Source organism: Brevibacillus sp. HD3.3A (assembly GCF_013284375.2).
In the GTDB taxonomy this organism is placed as follows: domain Bacteria; phylum Bacillota; class Bacilli; order Brevibacillales; family Brevibacillaceae; genus Brevibacillus; species Brevibacillus parabrevis.
The window spans coordinates 2408704-2427042 of record NZ_CP085874.1 but is presented as its reverse complement, the minus strand read 5'-3'; the positions used below and the strand labels follow the sequence as shown (position 1 = coordinate 2427042).

16 protein-coding genes and 1 riboswitch are annotated in these 18339 nt (G+C 53.9%); of the genes, 5 read left to right on the top strand and 11 right to left on the bottom strand.

All coding sequences use genetic code 11. The features are described 5' to 3' along the window. Positions 1-103: 103 nt before the first annotated feature. On the bottom strand, positions 104-1432 hold the full coding sequence (locus HP435_RS11915) for a M28 family peptidase (protein WP_173599159.1): 1329 nt from the start codon (positions 1430-1432) through the stop codon (positions 104-106). A 353-nt stretch (positions 1433-1785) separates the two neighbouring features. On the opposite strand from HP435_RS11915, the gene dat reads away from it, so the two are divergent. Then, positions 1786-2637 (top strand): D-amino-acid transaminase, encoded by an 852-nt coding sequence (gene dat / locus HP435_RS11910; protein ID WP_173599160.1) that lies wholly within the window; start codon positions 1786-1788, stop codon positions 2635-2637. 93 nt (positions 2638-2730) lie between these two features. On the opposite strand, the gene HP435_RS11905 is transcribed toward dat, so the two are convergent. The 5 genes from HP435_RS11905 to gcvT form a co-directional block, all read right to left on the bottom strand. Then, entirely contained in the window at positions 2731-3561 is an 831-nt protein-coding gene (locus HP435_RS11905; RefSeq protein WP_063226803.1) for a lipoate--protein ligase family protein, read from the bottom strand. 76 nt (positions 3562-3637) lie between these two features. Continuing rightward, positions 3638-4711, bottom strand: coding sequence for an undecaprenyldiphospho-muramoylpentapeptide beta-N-acetylglucosaminyltransferase (locus HP435_RS11900; protein WP_173599161.1), 1074 nt, complete (start codon positions 4709-4711; stop codon positions 3638-3640). A gap of 107 nt (positions 4712-4818) precedes the next feature. Beyond that, positions 4819-6288 carry an aminomethyl-transferring glycine dehydrogenase subunit GcvPB gene (gcvPB, locus tag HP435_RS11895; protein WP_122965813.1) on the bottom strand — a complete coding sequence of 490 codons (1470 nt, stop codon included), beginning with the start codon at positions 6286-6288 and terminating at the stop codon, positions 4819-4821. Next, positions 6281-7633, bottom strand: coding sequence for an aminomethyl-transferring glycine dehydrogenase subunit GcvPA (gene gcvPA, locus HP435_RS11890; protein ID WP_173595756.1), 1353 nt, complete (start codon positions 7631-7633; stop codon positions 6281-6283). The genes gcvPB and gcvPA overlap by 8 nt, the downstream gene beginning before the upstream one ends. 46 nt (positions 7634-7679) lie before the next feature. Further along, positions 7680-8780 (bottom strand): glycine cleavage system aminomethyltransferase GcvT, encoded by a 1101-nt coding sequence (gene gcvT, locus HP435_RS11885; RefSeq protein ID WP_122965811.1) that lies wholly within the window; start codon positions 8778-8780, stop codon positions 7680-7682. A gap of 208 nt (positions 8781-8988) precedes the next feature. After that, positions 8989-9085: riboswitch (glycine riboswitch) on the bottom strand. Between the two features lie 220 nt (positions 9086-9305). On the opposite strand from gcvT, the gene HP435_RS11880 reads away from it, so the two are divergent. The 3 genes from HP435_RS11880 to HP435_RS11870 all read left to right on the top strand — a co-directional run bounded on the left by HP435_RS11880 (position 9306) and on the right by HP435_RS11870 (position 13131). Next, positions 9306-11006, top strand: coding sequence for a DEAD/DEAH box helicase (locus HP435_RS11880; protein ID WP_173599162.1), 1701 nt, complete (start codon positions 9306-9308; stop codon positions 11004-11006). A gap of 42 nt (positions 11007-11048) precedes the next feature. Further along, on the top strand, positions 11049-12173 hold the full coding sequence (locus HP435_RS11875; RefSeq protein ID WP_173599163.1) for a YqhG family protein: 1125 nt from the start codon (positions 11049-11051) through the stop codon (positions 12171-12173). A 109-nt stretch (positions 12174-12282) separates the two neighbouring features. After that, positions 12283-13131: a hypothetical protein gene (locus HP435_RS11870; RefSeq protein WP_173599164.1), complete on the top strand. Its 849-nt coding sequence runs from the start codon at positions 12283-12285 to the stop codon at positions 13129-13131. Between the two features lie 105 nt (positions 13132-13236). Here HP435_RS11870 and HP435_RS11865 read toward each other — a convergent pair whose 3' ends face one another. The 5 genes from HP435_RS11865 to HP435_RS11845 all read right to left on the bottom strand — a co-directional run bounded on the left by HP435_RS11865 (position 13237) and on the right by HP435_RS11845 (position 17312). Further along, complete coding sequence (locus tag HP435_RS11865) at positions 13237-13491, bottom strand: YkuS family protein (RefSeq protein ID WP_063230799.1); 255 nt, start codon at positions 13489-13491, stop codon at positions 13237-13239. A 37-nt stretch (positions 13492-13528) separates the two neighbouring features. Beyond that, positions 13529-13690 (bottom strand): YqzE family protein, encoded by a 162-nt coding sequence (locus HP435_RS11860; RefSeq protein ID WP_083955784.1) that lies wholly within the window; start codon positions 13688-13690, stop codon positions 13529-13531. Positions 13691-13755: 65 nt separating this feature from the next. Beyond that, the gene (locus HP435_RS11855) at positions 13756-14277 is read right to left on the bottom strand and encodes a shikimate kinase (protein ID WP_173595753.1); all 522 of its coding nucleotides are present in this window, start codon (positions 14275-14277) and stop codon (positions 13756-13758) included. After that, a complete protein-coding gene (locus tag HP435_RS11850) occupies positions 14274-16142 on the bottom strand; it encodes a stalk domain-containing protein (RefSeq protein ID WP_173595752.1) in 1869 nt (622 codons plus the stop codon). Before HP435_RS11850 ends, HP435_RS11855 begins: the two co-directional genes overlap by 4 nt. Before the next feature lie 201 nt (positions 16143-16343). Then, on the bottom strand, positions 16344-17312 hold the full coding sequence (locus HP435_RS11845; RefSeq protein ID WP_173595751.1) for a helix-turn-helix transcriptional regulator: 969 nt from the start codon (positions 17310-17312) through the stop codon (positions 16344-16346). 144 nt (positions 17313-17456) lie between these two features. On the opposite strand from HP435_RS11845, the gene modA reads away from it, so the two are divergent. Then, positions 17457-18272 carry a molybdate ABC transporter substrate-binding protein gene (gene modA / locus HP435_RS11840; protein WP_007785283.1) on the top strand — a complete coding sequence of 272 codons (816 nt, stop codon included), beginning with the start codon at positions 17457-17459 and terminating at the stop codon, positions 18270-18272. The last annotated feature ends 67 nt before the right edge of the window (positions 18273-18339 follow it).

Sequence of the window (18339 nt, the reverse complement as noted above, 5' to 3'; positions counted from 1 at the left end):
GGCGAGAATCGTCTGCACACAAAAGGCGCCCCGTGTCTTTTTCTGGACGCCCTGCGTTTGCCTTCGTTTTTACGATGCGCTCGCAACCAAGCCTCAACCAAGCCTATTGAAGATCTTCTCCCGCTTCCTGCTGTCTGCCCGTTTGCACGGACTGACGCGGTTCGGCAGGAGCAGTAGAGTCGGTCAGGCTGCCGACCACAGATGAAATGACTTTCGCCGCTTGCGCAAGCTGCTCTTTTTGAATCTGGACAAGCCCGTCCTTCGCTTCCTCCTGCGCTGGCAGACGTGTAAGCAAGACCGCCGGAATCCCTGTCCCGGCAAGCAATTGCAGCTGTTTTCGCTGACGCGCGCCCACTTGCTCCAATGCGCTTGCTTGCACTCCGGCTTGCGTGAACACGCTGCCTGTCTGTGTGGAGGTCGATTGTGCAGGCACTGCGGTCAGTTGACCGTCCCTGCCCACTGCATCCACATATATGGCAGCCACGATCTTCGCCTTGTCTTTTGCCGCAAGTGAATCAAAAAATGCCTGCCCGCCCCGTTCCCCGGCTGTCTCCGCTCCCAAACTGACCAGCTTTATCTGCGCATCCAAGCGGCTCTCGGCCAGTTGACGCGCCACTTCAAGCAAGACGGCTACGCCGGATGCGTTGTCATTGGCTCCTGCGGACGATGCGGTCGAGTCATGATTCGCCAGAAGGAGTACCTGCCGCTCCGTGTTTGCGGCTGTCGTTTTGTTCGTCGCGATGAAATTATAGGACGTATGTCTGCTCGTCTGGCTTCCGTCTACCTTCACGGTTGCGCGCAGCGACTGCTGATTCCGCAAACGCTCTTGCAGCAGGCTGCCGTCCGCCTGTGACAAGCCGATGACCGGAACGGACATATCCAGCGGCTCGCCCAGTGTCGCCTTCCACTCCCCCTCGCGATCGTTCCAGATGATCGCCGCTACCGCTCCTGCTGCCGCTGCCTGTCTGACCTTTTCGCCAAACGGAATTTCTCCCCGCTTGATCAGCGCGATTTTCCCTCTCGCCGCTCCATTGGCAAAATCATTGGCGCGTCCGTAGCCAGCATCGACTATGTCCGCTGTTGCCGTCCCGTTCTGGGCAAAAGTCAATCCTTTGATCGCCCAGCTGCGCTTCCAGTCGTCGATCGCAAGCGACAAGACCGTTGGGCGTTTGTATGTATGGTAATAAAAAGGCTGGAGTTCTGTCTCATAGCCATAGGCGCGCCACAGATTCTCCACGTATACCCCTGCTGCGAACTCCGACTCGGTCGCAGGCGGTCTCGCTGCTTTCGCCAAGCGCTCTACATGGCTGTACAACAGCTCTGCATCTGTCTGAACCTGATTCGCATATGCCTGCTGCGAAGAGAAGGGCAAGGACAGCAAACTCCCGCAAACAAGCAGTGCTCCTAGTGCGCAATAACCAACGGATCGCATGACGTTCTCCCCTCTCCCTGGCGCTCTTTGCTTTTATTATGGACAGACTGCTCCATAAGCGTCTAGTCAGAATAGTTAGTCAAATACCAGCACGCGCCGTCAGCGGCGGACAGCTTTCGTTCTCCTTCTGCCCAAATCTGCCTGGACATGCACAGCGACACGAGGAACTCGTCGATTTGTCGGAAAGGAGACGCCCATTTAAAAAGTTAATAGATGAACGCTTCTCCTTGCTAAATTATTGATAGCGGAAATCCGCTTTTCAAATTGACCCTGAGAGGTACGATTTGCTAATGTTGAATCAAATAAAAAACCGTTGGAAAAAAGCGGCTGGAATCAGTAGAGGAGGACTCACCATGCTTTATGTAGATGGCAAATGGGTGGAAGAGGGGCAAGCAGCGGTTCATCCGGAAGATCGCGGATACAACTTCGGGGACGGCATCTATGAAGTCGTACGAATCTATAAAGGGCGCATGTATCAATGGGACGCCCACTTGACCCGCCTGTTCCGCAGCGCGCGGGAAATCAAGCTGGAGCTGCCGTGGAGCCCGGAATCACTGACCGATTTGGCTCAAGAGCTGATGGCGAAAAACAACATTACCGACCAGGACGATGCCACCTTGTACTTGCAAATCTCTCGCGGCGCCGCTCCTCGCGTCCACGACATCCCAAGTGCCATCACTCCGGTCATCATGGCTTTCGTGCGCCCCAAAGCTCGGCCAGTCGACGATTTGAAAAAGGGTTGGACCGCTTCCCTCGTAGAAGACATTCGCTGGCTGCGCTGTGATATCAAGACTCTCAATCTATTGGGAGCCGTGCTCGTCAAACAGTACGCCAAGGACAAAGGCGCACAGGACTCGATTTTGCACCGCGACGGGATCATTACCGAATGCAGTTCGTCCAATCTTTTCGCGGTAAAAGACGGCGCGCTGTACACGCATCCGGCTGATCGCCTGATCCTGCACGGCATCACCCGTCAGGTCGTCATCGATCTGGCCCAGGCAAACGGCATCGCTGTTCACGAAAAGCCGTTTGACATCGCCTTCCTCAAACAAGCGGATGAGTTGTTCCTCACCAGCACGACCGCAGAAATCATGCCGCTGATCTCCGTCGATGGCGAAGCGGTAGGCAACGGTCAGCCAGGTTCGGTTACGTCCAGGCTGCAAGCTTTGTTTGAACAGCACATTCACGACAGCGTACTCGTCTAACCGTACGAAACAGATGGAAAACGAAAAAGCTCACCAGCGATTGTTCACACTGGCGAGCTTTTTTCTGTACGTTTGTCACCTGTCGGCTATCGTCTATCGGCGCAAGTTCCATTCGTCTGTCGCATAACGGGTGGCGGCGAGTTCCTCTGCCAGCGCCCGCTCTTCGTCTGTCAGTGCGGACGGCACCAGTTCGACGTCCAGACCGGAGGCAAAGCCTTTGGAAAATGCCTCGATCGCTTCCTGCAAGCTGACAGGACGCGGGCTTACTTCGTTAATCGTCACCGCTTTTTGGCGGAAGCTGTCCATCATCCGCTGTTTGACGCGATCCGACGGGAAATGCAGCAGCGAGAACAGCAAATCGACGTCCATATCGAGCAAGATCGAGCCGTGCTGGAGAATGACTCCCTTTTGACGCGTTTGCGCACTGCCCGCTACCTTTTTGCCTTCGACGACCAGCTCATACCACGATGGCGAGTCAAAGCAAGCAGACGAGCCTGGCGAGTTGTACTTTTCTTTTTCCTCCTCGCTGGCAAGCGACACCATCTCTGCGGCAAGCCCCAGGTTCTGGAAGCCGTGCAGCAATCCGAGGCTGATGATTTTGTAAGCCTCTGTCACGCCAGATGGCATCCGCGGATGATCTTCGGACACGATCACACTGTACGTCAGCTCCTGATCGTGGAGAACGGCGCGTCCGCCTGTTGCCCGGCGCACAAAGCCAAGTCCGCGCCGCTGTACTTCCTCCAGGTTGATTTCCTTGATCGCCTTTTGAAAATATCCAATCGACAAAGTAGCCGGGTCCCACGTATAAAAACGAACGGTCGGCGGTACCTTGCCTTCGCTGTGCAGTTGCAAAATCGCTTCGTCTACAGCCATATTCATCGCCGGAGACATCGGCTCCGTTACGACATAGCGCCACTGTTCCATATGTATGTACCTCCTTCTCACAACGATTTCATTGTACGCTTCTCCCAAAAGGGCGGCAAGACTTGGATGCGCTGTTTCAATGAGCCGCTTCCTCGATGATCGCGACGACTTGCGCCAAGGCGTCTTTTGGTTTTCCGATCGCGGCGCGCTGCTTTTCCGCGATGGCGCTTCGCTTTTCGGCAAGGCTTTTCAACGCTTGCAAAAAGCTCGCCTCGTTCAGCGCCTCTTCCTGCAAGACGGCACAAAAGCCTTGCTGCTCAAATGAGCGTGCGTTCAACAACTGATCTCCCCTGCTGGCTGCAAGAGACAACGGCACAAGCAGCATCGGCTTTTGCAGTTCGAGAAACTCGTAAATCGCATTGGAACCCGCGCGCGAGACGACCAAATCCGTCATCGCCAAAAGGTCGGGAAGCTCCTCCTGGACGTACTCGAACTGCTTGTAGCCTTTCTTTTGCAAGCTTTCGTCCCGTTGGTTTTTGCCGCAAATATGTACGATGGAATACTGTTTGAGCAGCTCATCGAGCGTTCCCCTGATCACTTCGTTCAAACGTTTTGCCCCGAGACTCCCGCCCATGACGAGCAGCACAGGCTTCCCCGGAGAAAAATCACACAGGGCCAGCCCTTGCTCTTTTCGGCCTTTTTTCAGTTCCTCGCGCACGATGGCTCCTACGTGCATTCCCTTGCCTGCTGGCAGATGCTTCAATGTATCAGGAAAAGTCACGCATACTTTGTCGGCAAAAGGCAGCGACAGGCGATTGGCCAGTCCTGGCGTCAAATCAGACTCGTGCAGGACGACAGGCAGCCGATTCAGCCAGGCGCCGAACACAACCGGGACGGAGACGAAGCCGCCCTTGGAAAAGATTACGTTCGGCTTCCAGTCAGCGAGGAAGCGGTACGCCTGCCAAGCCCCTTTGCTCACACGTAGCGGGTCCGTGAAGTTTTTCCAAGCAAAATATCGGCGCAGCTTGCCTGTAGCAATCCCGATGTAGCGCACGCCGTCCAGCTTCTCGACCAGCTCCCGCTCAATCCCCTCTGTCGAGCCGATGTAGGCCACCTCCCAGCCCCGCTGCAAAAAATGCGGGATGAGGGCGAGGTTGAGCGTGACGTGCCCGGCAGACCCGCCGCCAGTAAATACAATTCGTTTGCTCATGTTTGTCTTCTCTCCCCGAAAGTCGGATCAACCCCATCTGTTCATGATAGCATCATTCGGAAAGAAAAACCGCCCTGTAAAAAGGCGGCTTTTCCCAAAGAGAGTTATTAAGCTTGTGGCTGATAGCGCAGGATCGGCTTGCGCGCCGCAGTCGCTTCATCCAGACGTTTTACCACGGTCGTGTGCGGAGCTTCCTGTACAAGCTCAGGTGTTTCTTCACACTCGCGGGCAATTTGCAGCATGACGTCGATGAACTCGTCGAGCGTTTCTTTTGTCTCGGTTTCAGTCGGCTCGATCATCAGGCACTCATCGACAATCAGCGGGAAGTAGATCGTTGGCGGATGGTAGCCGAAGTCGAGCAAACGTTTTGCGATATCCAGCGTGCGCACGCCGAGTTTCTTTTGATTCACGCCAGACAAGACAAATTCGTGCTTGCAGACGCGGTCAAACGGCAGGTTGTACGCCGTAGCGAGACGACGCATCATGTAGTTGGCGCTGAGCACCGCATTTTGCGAAACTTGCAGCAAACCTTCCGGACCCATCGTGCGGATGTAGCTGTAAGCGCGAACGAGAATGCCGAAGTTTCCGTTGTAGCCTTTTACGCGGCCGATCGATTCCGGACGGTTGCTGTCCCAGTAGAAGCTGCCGTCTTCTTTTTTCGCCACGATTGGCGTTGGCAAAAATGGTTCGAGAACCTTTTTCACGCCGACTGGTCCAGCACCTGGGCCGCCGCCGCCGTGTGGTCCGGTAAATGTTTTGTGCAAGTTGAGATGCACGACGTCAAAGCCCATGTCGCCTGGACGGGCAATGCCGAGGATCGCATTCGCATTGGCTCCATCGTAGTACAGCAAGCCGCCTGCTTCGTGGACGATTTTCGCCATCTCGACAATGTCTTCCTCGAACAGACCGAGTGTGTTCGGGTTGGTCAGCATGAGCGCTGCCGTGTCAGAGCCAACCGCATCGCGCAGAGCTTGAATGTCTACCAGACCGCGCTCGTCAGAAGCAATCGTAACGGTATCCAGACCTGCTACAGCCGCAGACGCCGGGTTTGTACCGTGCGCGGAGTTCGGCACGATTACTTTTGTACGGTGAGCTTCTCCACGGCTTTCATGGTAAGCGCGGATCATCATCAGACCCGTCCACTCGCCTGCCGCTCCGGCAGCCGGTTGCAGGGTAACGGCGTCCATTCCGGTGATTTCAGCCAGTTCTTCTTGCAGGTTGTACAAAAGCTCCAGTGCGCCTTGTACGGTTTCTTCCGGCTGGTACGGGTGAGTTTGCGCGAAGCCGGCATAGCGAGCCACGTCTTCGTTGATTTTCGGATTGTATTTCATCGTGCAAGAACCGAGCGGGTAGAAGCCGTTGTCTACCCCGTGGTTGCGACGGGACAACTCGGTGTAGTGGCGAACGAGTTGCAGCTCGGATACCTCTGGCAATTCAGCAGGGGTTTCACGAATGAGGTGCTTTGGCAAAAGGCTTGCGACCTCTACTTCCGGTACATCCAATGCCGGCAGATTGTAGCCCACACGGCCCGGTTTGCTCATTTCAAAAATCAGTGCTTTCTCCTGGTCGTTACGCACGTGTGATCGCCTCCAATTCAGCCGCCAATGTGTCGATTTCTTCCTTGGTCCGAAGCTCGGTTACTGCGAGCAAGGTGTGGCCTGCAAATTCTGGGTAATCCAGCCCCAGATCGTAGCCGCCGATGATTCCTGCCTGGAGCAGTTGCTTGTTGGCTTCTGCTACTGGCTTGGACAGCTTGACCACGAACTCGTTGAAGAACGGGGAAGTAAAGACGACTTCCAGCCCTTTGGCTTGCAGGGCTTGCTTCGCGTAATGCGCCTTTTGCAGGTTCATCATCGCCATTTCCTGTACGCCTTGTTTTCCGAGTCCAGTCAGGGTGATCGCAGCCGCCAGTGCCAACAGCGCCTGGTTGGAGCAAATGTTCGAAGTCGCTTTTTCACGACGGATATGCTGTTCACGAGCTTGCAGCGTTAGTACGAAACCGCGCTTGCCGTTCTCGTCTTTCGTTTGCCCGACGATGCGTCCTGGCATTTTGCGCATCAGCTTGCTCGTCGTCGCAAAATATCCGCAGTGCGGTCCGCCAAACGATGCCGGGATACCGAACGGTTGCATGTCGCCTACTACGATGTCAGCGCCCAGTTTGCCTGGCGCTTCCAATACGCCCAGTGCAAGCGGGTTGGAAGAAACGACGAACAGGGCGCCTTTGCCATGAGCAATCGGCTCAACTGCTGCCAAGTCTTCCACGTTTCCGAAGAAGTTAGGATATTGCACGATCACAGCCGCTGTGTTTTCGTCAATCAGCGCTTCCAGAGCTTGTGTGTCGGTTACGCCATCGCTGTTGATGCCGACTTCAACCAGCTCTACACCTTGACCGTACGCGTATGTTTTCAGAACGCCGCGCGCTTCCGGATGCACAGCGCGGGAAACGATGACGCGCTTTTTGCCAGTGTGACCAGCCGCCATCATAGCCGCTTCGGCCAAGGAAGTCGCTCCGTCGTACATGGAGGAGTTCGCTACTTCCATTCCTGTCAGTTCACACACCATTGTCTGAAATTCAAAAATCGCTTGCAGCTCGCCTTGGCTGATTTCAGGCTGGTAAGGCGTATAAGCCGTGAAAAATTCTCCGCGGAGCAGCATGTGGTTGACTGTGCTTGGCGCATAGTGCTGATAAACGCCAGCACCCAAAAAGTTGACGTGTGTGCTGAAGTTGACGTTTTTGTTAGCCAGGCGAGTGAAGTATTTGACCAGATCAGGCTCGGACAGAGCTTCTGGAATGTTCAGCGCACCTTTGAAACGCACCTCTTCCGGAATGTCTGCAAACAGTTCTTCTACACTGGAAATGCCCAGAGTTTCGAGCATTTCGCGCTTGTCCTGATCAGTTTGGGGCAGGTAGCGGTATTTCACGAACGTTGTCCTCCTCAAATAGGATGTATTGTGGGCTTATGCTTGGTTATTTCGCACGTTTATAAAAAGGAGCGGCAACAACAACAGCTTTCAGTCGTTTTCCGCGAATTTCCACTTCAACCTCTGTGCCAATCGCCGTGTGCTCGCTTTTGACCAGGGCCAGACCAACGTTTTTCTTCAAGGTCGGGGATTGTGTCCCTGTGGTCACTTCTCCTACCAGCTCTTCTCCGACATAGACCGGATAGTGCGTGCGCGGAATGCCGCGATCGATCATCTCGATCCCTACCAGCTTGCGAGGCGCGCCGTTTTCTTTTTGCGCTTTCAACACCTCTTGGCCGATGAACGGCACTGCTTTATCTACCTTCACCGCGAAGCCGATACCCGCTTCGATCGGTGTAATGTCCTTGCTCAGTTCCTGACCGTACAGTGGCAGCTTGGCTTCAAAGCGCAGCGTGTCACGCGCCCCCAGTCCGCAAGCAACCAGACCGTCTTCTTTGCCTGCTTCAAGCAGGGCGTCCCACAGCTCTGCCGCACGATCCGCAGCCAGGTAAATCTCGAAGCCATCTTCGCCCGTGTAGCCTGTACGGGATACCAATGCCGGAATACCGCTAACCTCTACATCGCGCTCAAAACGGAAAAAGCCGATTTGGGACAGATCCGTTTGGGTCAGCTTTTGCAAAATCGATTCAGCCAAAGGCCCCTGGATCGCAATCTGCGCCGTTTGCGGCGAGATATTTTCGATCGTGACGCCCGGAATCAGGTGCTCCTGCAGCCATGCATAGTCTTTGTCAATATTGCCAGCGTTGATGACAAGCAGGTAATGGTCGTCTGCGTATTTGTAAACGAGCAAATCGTCGACCGTACCGCCGTCCGGGTAGCAAAGCACGCTGTATTGAGCTTGTCCCACTGCCAGCTTGGAAACGTCGTTGGTTGTCACGCGCTGCAAGTATTCGAGCGCGCTCTCGCCTTTTACGTCCACCTCTCCCATGTGGGATACATCAAACAAACCTGCTTTCGTGCGAACAGCTTCATGCTCCTGACCAATGCTGGAAAACTGTACAGGCAGCTCCCAACCGCCGAAGTCGATTGTTTTGGCGCCGTATTTTGCATAGGAATCAAACAGTGGCGTTCTTTTCAGATTGGACATGTGTGGCACCTCCTAAAGGCAGATAGTCGGCATTTTTCCCCATGAAAAAACAGAGGCGAAAAAACGGGTACACCAAAAGAAAGGTGCCCATTTCTCCTCCTCTGTCCTTGGTACCTGAGAGTTACCTTGCCAATCAAGCTCGGCGGGGATCACCGGGCTTGCAAGTTTCCCCTTTGGTGGCTCGACATGCGAGCTCTCTCCAGAGTTGCGTCCAGTAGAGGTTCTTTTGCCTGAGAGATTCACCGTTACCGGCTTGCTCCTTCGGCGCTGCAGTGGTTCACGCAGTCTCTCCCTGCTACTATCATTCGCGTTGGTTAGATGGTCATACATAAGTTTTTGCTATGATTTCCATACTAATGAACGAACTTCCTCTATATCCTACCATGAGAGTCGACAGTTGAAAATATGCAAATTAACAGTCAGATCAAGAAATACTTAACAAAGTGATGAACATTACCCATAATGTTAAGTTTTTTGTTAAAACGCATGAAAGTTATGGCAGAGCTGTGTAAAGGAGTAACGTATATGCCGAATGTTCCTGTTTCATTTGACACGAGCTGGATATCGCCGCTGACCGAGCGGCTGCACGAAGATGGTCCATGGGACAAGTGGGAGCTGTTCAAGCTGGCGCTGGAAGCAGAAGAAGCGATGGCGGTTCGCGAGTTCGATTCTTTGCAATGCCTGAACTACTTGCCGCTGCTCTCGCCTTTTCCCCATCAGCTCCAGACGGCGGAACGCGTGCTGAATGACATGCGCGGCCGCGCGATTCTCGCGGATGAAGTCGGATTGGGCAAGACCATCGAGGCAGGGTTGATCATGAAAGAATACATGGTCAGAGGCTTGGCGAAAAAAATTCTCGTCCTCGTTCCCGCCTCTCTCGTCATTCAGTGGACAAAAGAACTGCAACAAAAATTCGGCATTCCTGCCGTCGCGCAAAAAAAAGAGTACATGTGGCGTCAGCACGAAGTCGTCGTCGCCTCCATCGACACGGCCAAACGCGACCCGCATCGCCGCCATGTGCTTGATATCGACTACGACATGCTCATTATCGACGAAGCGCACAAGCTCAAAAACAAGCGAACCCGAAACTATCAATTCGTGAAGGAAATTCGCAAAAAATACTGTTTGCTGCTCACCGCCACCCCTATCCAGAACGAGATGGACGAGCTGTACAACCTGATCAATTTGCTCAAACCGGGGCATCTGGGCCACTCGACGTCGTTTTCCACCAATTACGTCGAGGGAAAGCGCCAATCGAAAAACAGCGAAAAATTGCGCGAAGAAATCGAAAAGGTCATGATTCGCAACAAGCGAAGCGACGGCGGCATCCAGTTCACCAGCCGCCGCGTGCAGTCGATTCCCATCGAGCTGACGCAGGAGGAGATGGAGCTGTACGAGGGCGTCACGCGCTTTGTCCACGATCAGTACAAGACGGGAACCGGGCTGTTCAATTCGCTCGCTCTCATCACGCTCCAGCGCGAGGTTTGCTCCAGCAAGGAAGCCTCCTTCATGACGCTGTACAACATGCATCAACGCACCAGCGAGGAGTCTTTGCTGCGGGCGCAAATACTGGAACTGGTGGAGATGATCAAGCGGATCGAAACGCATTCCAAGGCCGCCAAAACGGTCGAGCTGATTCAGCAGATCAACGACAAAGTGATCGTTTTCACCGAATATCGGGCCACGCAAAATTACTTGCAAAAATATTTGCATGACCACGGAATTACCTCTGTGCCGTTTCGCGGCGGCTTCAAGCGCAGCAAAAAAGACTGGATGACCGATCTGTTTCAAAACCGCGCACAAGTGCTGATCGCGACAGAAGCAGGCGGCGAAGGGATCAACCTGCAATTTTGCAATCAGGTGATCAACTACGACATGCCGTGGAACCCGATGCGTGTCGAACAGCGAATCGGCCGCGTTCACCGTCTCGGGCAAAAGCGGGATGTGCACATTTACAATCTGTCCACGGTCGGGACGATCGAAGAACATATTCTCAAACTGCTGTACGAAAAAATCGATCTGTTTGAAATGGTCATCGGCGAACTCGATGATATCGTCGAACGCCTCAACCTGAGTTCCTCGCTGGAAGAAAACTTGACGCAAATTATTATGGACTCCGCATCCACGCGCGAAATGGCTTTGAAGCTGGACAACATGGGGCACGCGATTCGCGCAAGCCGCCAGCCGCACGTCGCCCCTGCTCTCTCGGAAGCCGCCGAGCAGTAGTCTGGATGCCCCCAACTAGCCAACAAGAAAAGAGGTTCCCTGATGCAAGCCAACCAGGTCAGGCAATTCGTAGAGCGCTATCTCGCGACTTTTTCTGCTCACATCGTCGAATCCCACCCCGACTACTTGACGGTCAAGCTGCCTGTCGAGGTCGACAAAGATATCGGCAACCGGCCTTTTTACTGGAGCTGGGTCGACAAAATGAATCTGGCGTACCAGCCGCTCGTGCTCACCTTCGCCTTTCATCCCGACCGCATGCCGGATGGGCTGCGTGCCGAACACCTGCACCTCGGCGCCGGGCGCATGCAGCAAATTTTTGCCTCGGCGAAAAAGCACGGTCAATTCGTCTGCATGTACGAGCAAAATACCGCTTCGCTCCCCGCCACGGGCAAACGCCGTTCTACGCCGCTCGTTCCGTGGCTGGGCATCAATCTAAAAGTGTCGTTTCTGTGCGACAAGCGGCGCGATCTCATGCTCTACCTCGGGGTCAACCTGCACCAGCCGCGGGTCGTGCACGACTTTTCGACGTACTTGTTTCAGTTGCCGCTCTCCCCGGCCATCCCGGACTATTTCTATACGCTTGATCGGAAAATTTCCGTAGAGGATGCGCTCCAGATGGCTCGCCAGGAAGCCGAAGCGGTCATCGCCAAGGAAGACCAGGCGTGGGCTGCCGAGGCAAAAGCCCGCTTGGCGGAAGAACTGGACATTCTCGCCGCCTACTACGAAGAACTGGCGAAGCGGGAGCCGCAAGCAGAGCAGGCTGATGCGGACGACGAAGAAGCGGAAAAAGCCGAGGAGCCGCAAGCAGCGCAAGCCATCGTTCCCCTCCCGCAAACAGAAGCTCCTCCTGTCGCGGAGCCTGTTGTCGAAGCAACGCAAACCATTGACGAATACCGCTCATCTGGCGGACGAATCCTCGACTTTTTACGTGCGAATGGCATTCAGGTGACACCACGGGAAGAAATCAATCAGGAAGAGTGGAAAAAAAGCACGCCGGAAGAAGAAAAACAGCGGCGAATGGACGAGCTGCGCTGGCAGTATGAACCCCGCATCGAGGTTCACTTCATTAACGGCGGGCTGTTTTACTTGCACTCGAACCCGCCTGTTCAAAAGCTTTCTGGCGCAAAAACAGTGCGCCATCTTCCCGCAAACGGGCGAATCATGTAAAAGATCAACGAGAAGTAGTGTGAGAGGAGTGACAAGTTGCAACAAATCTTTTTGTCATAGCTGGTTACAATAGGAATAGGATAGCCAGCGCAAAAGGTGGTGCATGTTTGTGACCAGACGATTTCTGCCCTTTCTCGGGGTCCTCTTGTCTTTCGTATTGATCTCCTGGCCCGTTCATGCCGAGGAGCAAGGCGGCTGGGAAAAAGCGTTTCAGGCTCAAATCCAGACCTGGATGAAAGAGCTCGCAAGCCGTGATCCGCAATTCAAAGAGTGGCAAAAAGCTGATACAGAAGTACAGACGCTCGGCCCGAACCAGCATCAATGGCTGGTCAGCATCAAAAAAGCCGACAAGCAAGTAGGCTATCTGGTCGTCGGAGAAACAGTCGAATCGAATGTCCCGGAAAAATTCGTCTTGCTCGAATACGGCGTCGGGGAATACATTTTGTTCGACGATGCCTTCGCTCCCCGGGAAATTGCCGCTGAGCCAGTCTACGACGGATTCGCTTCCCACTGGCTGATTGCCCGCCAGTCTTCGGCGCAAATGGTGAACGCCAAAACAGGCGAAGCTTATCCCGCTTCGTTTGCAGCCAACGAACCAACCGTGCTGCAAAATCTGGTGCAGACAGGACAAAAACTGACCCAGACCCGCACTTTGCAATCGGCGCAGACAGACCCGTTCGACCAGATCGGCTGGTTCAACCAAATGCAACGCGGCAGCGCCGTTACGTGGTCAGAGCTGTGGCAACAGCAAAACAACGCGTCAGTTACCCTCACTGTTTCCTTGTACCACGCCCAGGTGCTGGCTCCTTACGCTGTCGGCTCGCTCCATTTGTGGAACGACCAATCTGCCTATGTGGGGGTCTGGGATGAAGGACTGCGCTTTATCCCTTACGTCTACGCTGACAAGATCGGCAAATTTTACGTATCCAGCCCGCAGGTGCGGCCGCCTCAAAGCTGACACACGCTTCGCAATGTATCAAATGCATAAAAAACAAGCTCCCCTGCCAGCGTGCAGAAGAGCTTGTTTTTTCGTTGTTTGCGCCGTCGGACGCCATTTTTTCGATCAGTGATGATCTGTTGGAGAAAGGCGTTCATGCACGGCGTGGAAAACTTCCGCGGCTGTCATGCCCTCCGCATTGATTATCGGCGCACCCGTAATCGTCTTGTTTTGATCGCCAAGAACGTTCACATCCTGGCCAGTGATCACGATCGCATCGACCACTTGCTGCCAGTTTCCCAAATCAACCACATCGTAGCCGTTATCGCACAGCATTTTGCGAATTTGAGAAAGGGAGTTTTCTACCGCTACTCTCGCCATACGCACGCACCCTCCGTCCGCTTACCATGGTGTAGGATTATTTGCGCCACAACAGCCGGATCGCCATGGGAATTGCCCCAAACCAGCGTGCAGACCAAGGCTCACGTGGAGCCTTTCGCTGACGCCGTTCGTCTTTTGGAGTATCCATGTACTGCACAAACAATTTCGTCAGGTACTTCAAATATTCTTGAAAGGACATCGCACGTGACCTCCTTCGTACTCGCAGATGCACGCCGTCGTTCACCGGCAAAAGCGCTGTCCTTTTTATTGTTTCCCGTCTTCTGTGCTTTCAACCACGCGCTGCTTAATTTCCTCCACGATTGCTTCCAGGCTTTTTCCGGTCGTATCCACCTGAATCGGGGCAAAATCGTACGCTCCTGCGCGTTCTGCCATGAGCGCCGTCACCCGTTCTGCCACCCCTGTGGCAAGCAAAGGACGAGCTGTGTCGTTTTTCAGCCGTCGTATCAGTTCTTCTACGGTTGCATGCAGGGCGATGACGATTCCTCGTTCCAGCATGACTTTTACATTTTGCTCGCGCAGGACGACCCCTCCGCCCGTTGTCAGCACTTGCGGCCCTTCATTCAGCAGCCTGGACAGCTCAGCCGACTCCACATCGCGAAAATAAGTTTCTCCTCGCTCTTCGAAGAGCTTTGGGATCGAGCGGCCTTCCTTATCCACGATGGCGGTGTCCAGGTCTGTATGCGCAAGCCCCAAAGAAGCGGCCAGCGCAGCGCCAACGGTCGTCTTGCCTGTTCCCATAAAACCGACCAAAATCAGGTTTTTCATTTTGTTTCCGACACCTTTCCACTCGATCTGCGCGTTTGTATTTTGACTGTTCTCTCATCGGGATTGTACTGGGTATCAAATTCCAGAATCGTCGCGAAAAACGACAGCGGCACCATCGTCCGCTCCTTGATCTCCATCAGCGGATGGCCGAGATCGAGCTTCTTGCCGTCGCGAATGGCAAAACGCTCGCGTTCTTTTACGTACACCTCGTAGCCGTTGCCCGTGATGCGGATCATTTGTTTTTCCTTGTCCCAGCTAATGGCAAGCCCCATCTTTTCCCCCAGCTCGCGCAACGGGAAATACACCGTGCCGCCCGTTGCCCGCGCCGAAATGGACGGATAGTAGCTCATATTGTTGATGACAGTCGTAATATACGGCTCCAGCTGAACCGTTCCCATGCCCTCGCGGTTCGATTTTTTCGTTGCCGTGACGAAGTATGAAGCCTCGCCTTGCAACGTCTGGCCCAGCGCCTGATCCAGATGCTCTGCCCCGATCACGCTGCCGTGGTAATTTTGCTGGACACGGTGGAGAAAACGCTTGTAGGCGTCATCCCCGATCTGCTTGCGCAAATGGTCGAACAAAAGGGCACCTCGGGAGTACCACGTCCAATGAAATTCTTCTTCCGTGGCGAACTTCTGCAACGGCTTGTCCAGCTTGCCGTCCGGATAGCGCTCCTGCAAACGGCGGGCGTCATGACTGTACTCTTCCAGCAAGGTCGTTGCCGATTGCGCCCCGTACCGATTTTGCAAATAGTGGTACACGCTCAGCTCCACAAGCCCCTCGTCCAGCCAGCCGTGAGACGCTTCCAATGTCGCTACGCTGTTATACCACCACAGATGGGCAATCTCATGCGGAAGCCAGTGGTCAATCAGATTGCGCTGGTACATGTCGCGCTTGAACACGGCGAGATTGGCGTATTCCATCGCATAAGTTGTCCCCGTGCTCGTCTCCGCGATGGCAACATGCGGATAAGGAAGCGGCCCGTACCAGTCGGTGTACGTCGGAAAGACCGATCCGGCGATCGCCTTGATCCGCTCGATGTTTCCTTTGTCTACAGACGCGATATCAACAGACAGGTTTGGAGTAATCTGAACGGTTTCCACCTGGTACAGCGGACTGCCGATCAAGGCGAAATTCAACAGCTTTTTGCCCTCGTAATGAATTTGCTGCTTGCTGCCATCAATCGCTTTCGCATTTCCTCTGCCCCAGGAACTGACCCAGTTGTAGCCTTTTGGCGAGACAAAGGACACGTTGTAATCGGCGTAATGGTAGACAAACGGATCGCCAAAATCAACGCGTTGCGGCGGATCGTACCACTTTCCTTGCTGATTTTGGGCACCGAGCATCGGGTACCACGTCGTCAACGTCCAAATGTCATCCTTGACACCAAACCTGGTTCCTCTCCGCGGAACCGGATTTTCGAACTCAATGGCAATAGCTCCACGCAATTCCGAGCCTAGCGGGTTTGCCAGCTTGACGGTCGACAGCCCCCGCTCAAAGGCAAGCGGTTTGTCTTTATAGCGAATCGATTTGACTGCCAGCTTGTTCCACAAATAATCGTAGACGAAGAGGCGTACATCCGCTGTTCCCGGATTGTCAAATTCGATCGTCATTTTTCCGGTAATTTTTGCTTCCGACGTATGCAACTCGGCTTGAATGTTATACACGGGATGCAAGTCTTTCACAAGGGAAGGCAACGGCGGATCGTAGGAAAACGGATCGACCCCCGGCTGCTCTGCCACGGTCGCCTGGCTCGTTTGAAAAAAGCCCGAGATCTGCGGCCAGTAGCTGATGATCCCGATGGAGCCAAACATGACGAGAATGGTGATGCATACTAATAAGCTTGTTTTTTGCAAAGTCTTCATGACAGCCCCCAAAAATCGCTCGGCTGCAAGCGTGCGTTTTTTATCGTAATGGATAGGATAGACCGCTTGCGGGTCGACAAAACAGTCGTACCGTTTTGTTCCATTGTAGCAAATAACGGGCAGGGTGAGTAGAAATTCAGGAGATTCTGTCGAGAAAAAGCCGTCCGCCCTCGCAACAGCAAGGGTGAACGGCTCCGTGTGCTACCACGTCTCGTACATGATTTTTCCCGTTTGGGACAGGTCGTAGCCGCCAACTGCCTCAAGCTCCTTGGAAAAGGCAGCGGAGTGGAGAATATCCATGACCGTTTTCAGCAGCGCCTCGTTTTCCCCCGTTTTGAGAATGACGAGGTCGTATCGTTCCTTGATCAGCGGAACAAACTCAACGCCGACCATGCGAGCCGCTTTTTCAATGCCCACTCCCACATCCGCTTCCTTGCGTGCGACCACTCCCGCTACAGCCAGATGGCTGTTCTCCTCCCGCTCGTAGCCATTCACGTCCCGCCCTGTGATGGACGCCAGCCGAAACTGCTCCTCGATCAGCGTGCGTGCCCCCGATCCTTTTTCCCGGTTGACCATCCGCACCCCGGACTTGGTCAGATCGGTCCAGGACAAAAGCTGTTTCGGATTGCCAGGCTGCACATAAAAGCCGGCCCAACGAGCCAACATGTTAACGACGACAAAGCGATGGCCGGATAAAAGACGGCGGACGTAAGGAACGTTGTAATCCATCGTCTCGCCATCAAACAAATGGGTGCTGACGATATCGGCTTTGCCTGTATACATGGCGACCAGACTGTTCAGCGAGCCTTGGTAGGAGCGCAGCGGACGAAGCGCTGCATCGCTTTTTTCCAGATGGCTGGAAAGCAAGTCGAGGCTGACATCCTGACCGCTGATGATGACATTGCGTCCGGTTGTCGGCTGGGCTTGTCCCGGCGCCTGCTGCGCTTGCCCCGGCACAGGTAACGTGTACGCCACCGGCTGCGCAGCCGCACGGTATCCCCCTTTGGCGCGCGTTTTGTACGCCTCCAGGTCGCTTTCGTCCACGCGCATCTGTCTCCCGACCCGATAAGCCGGCAGTTCTCCTTTTTTAATCAGATCGTAAACGGTCAGTTTGGAGATGCGCAAAAGCTTGGCAATTTCTTCTGTTGTGTACGACTTTTCATGGCTCATGTCATGCCTCCGCTCGGTTCTTTCCTTTCATTTTCTTTCAATTCTCGTAAAATCGCAATTGATTATTCACATATAGGAACTATAATCTATTTATATCCAGTTATAATTAAATATAACGAAACATCACATTGGAGGTTAGTTTTGATGAAAAAGCAATGGCTCGCTTTATGCGCAGCATTTACCCTGATGCTCGGCGCGTGTTCGACTTCCCAAACAGCTCCGCAGGCAAATGAGCCTGCCAAAACAGAGAACAGCCAACAACAACAGGCTCCACAGGCAGAGCTGATGATTTCCGCAGCGGCAAGCTTGACAGATGCCCTGAACGAACTGAAAACGGGCTTTGAAGCAGAAAATCCGGGAACAACCCTTACTTTCAACTTCGGCAGCTCTGGCAAACTGGCGACACAAATTGCCCAAGGCGCTCCTTCCGACGTCTTCCTGTCCGCCAGCAAAAAAGACATGGACGGACTGGACGAAAAACAACTGATTGTCAAAGACACGCGCCAAGACTTTACGAAAAACTCGCTCGTCCTGATCGCGGGAAAAGACAGCTCGATCGCGATTACTTCTTTTGAAGAACTGAACAATCCAGACATCAAGCACATCGCTGTCGGTGAGCCTGAGTCGGTTCCAGCGGGACGTTACGCCAAAGAAACGCTGGACACGCTGAAAATGTGGGAGTCGTTGAACGGCCGCATGGTATTCGGCAGTGACGTTCGTCAGGTACTGACCTTCGTGGAATCGAAAAATGCGGAAGTCGGAATCGTCTATTCCAGCGACGCCGCGATCTCCAAAGACGTGAAGGTACTCGCTACAGCGAAGCCGGAATGGCACAAGCCAATCGTCTATCCAGGTGCGGTCATCAGCGCTTCCAAACATACAGATGCAGCAAAAGCTTTCCTCGCCTACTTGACAAGTGACAAAGGAAAAGCGATCTTACAGAAGTACGGATTCCAATAAGCAGCAAAAGTTTATGACCGTTTGTGATTCACACAAGCGGTCACATTCTATTTCATGAAAAACGTCG

Excerpts from the sequence above, each read along its gene's own strand:
- HP435_RS11915 (WP_173599159.1), bottom strand. The coding sequence starts at position 1,432 with ATGCGATCCGTTGGTTATTGCGCACTAGGAGCACTGCTTGTTTGCGGG.
- dat (WP_173599160.1), top strand. The coding sequence starts at position 1,786 with ATGCTTTATGTAGATGGCAAATGGGTGGAAGAGGGGCAAGCAGCGGTT.
- HP435_RS11905 (WP_063226803.1), bottom strand. The coding sequence starts at position 3,561 with ATGGAACAGTGGCGCTATGTCGTAACGGAGCCGATGTCTCCGGCGATG.
- HP435_RS11900 (WP_173599161.1), bottom strand. The coding sequence starts at position 4,711 with ATGAGCAAACGAATTGTATTTACTGGCGGCGGGTCTGCCGGGCACGTC.
- gcvT (WP_122965811.1), bottom strand. The coding sequence starts at position 8,780 with ATGTCCAATCTGAAAAGAACGCCACTGTTTGATTCCTATGCAAAATAC.
- HP435_RS11880 (WP_173599162.1), top strand. The coding sequence starts at position 9,306 with ATGCCGAATGTTCCTGTTTCATTTGACACGAGCTGGATATCGCCGCTG.
- HP435_RS11875 (WP_173599163.1), top strand. The coding sequence starts at position 11,049 with ATGCAAGCCAACCAGGTCAGGCAATTCGTAGAGCGCTATCTCGCGACT.
- HP435_RS11865 (WP_063230799.1), bottom strand. The coding sequence starts at position 13,491 with ATGGCGAGAGTAGCGGTAGAAAACTCCCTTTCTCAAATTCGCAAAATG.
- HP435_RS11860 (WP_083955784.1), bottom strand. The coding sequence starts at position 13,690 with ATGTCCTTTCAAGAATATTTGAAGTACCTGACGAAATTGTTTGTGCAG.
- HP435_RS11855 (WP_173595753.1), bottom strand. The coding sequence starts at position 14,277 with ATGAAAAACCTGATTTTGGTCGGTTTTATGGGAACAGGCAAGACGACC.
- HP435_RS11850 (WP_173595752.1), bottom strand. The coding sequence starts at position 16,142 with ATGAAGACTTTGCAAAAAACAAGCTTATTAGTATGCATCACCATTCTC.
- HP435_RS11845 (WP_173595751.1), bottom strand. The coding sequence starts at position 17,312 with ATGAGCCATGAAAAGTCGTACACAACAGAAGAAATTGCCAAGCTTTTG.
- modA (WP_007785283.1), top strand. The coding sequence starts at position 17,457 with ATGAAAAAGCAATGGCTCGCTTTATGCGCAGCATTTACCCTGATGCTC.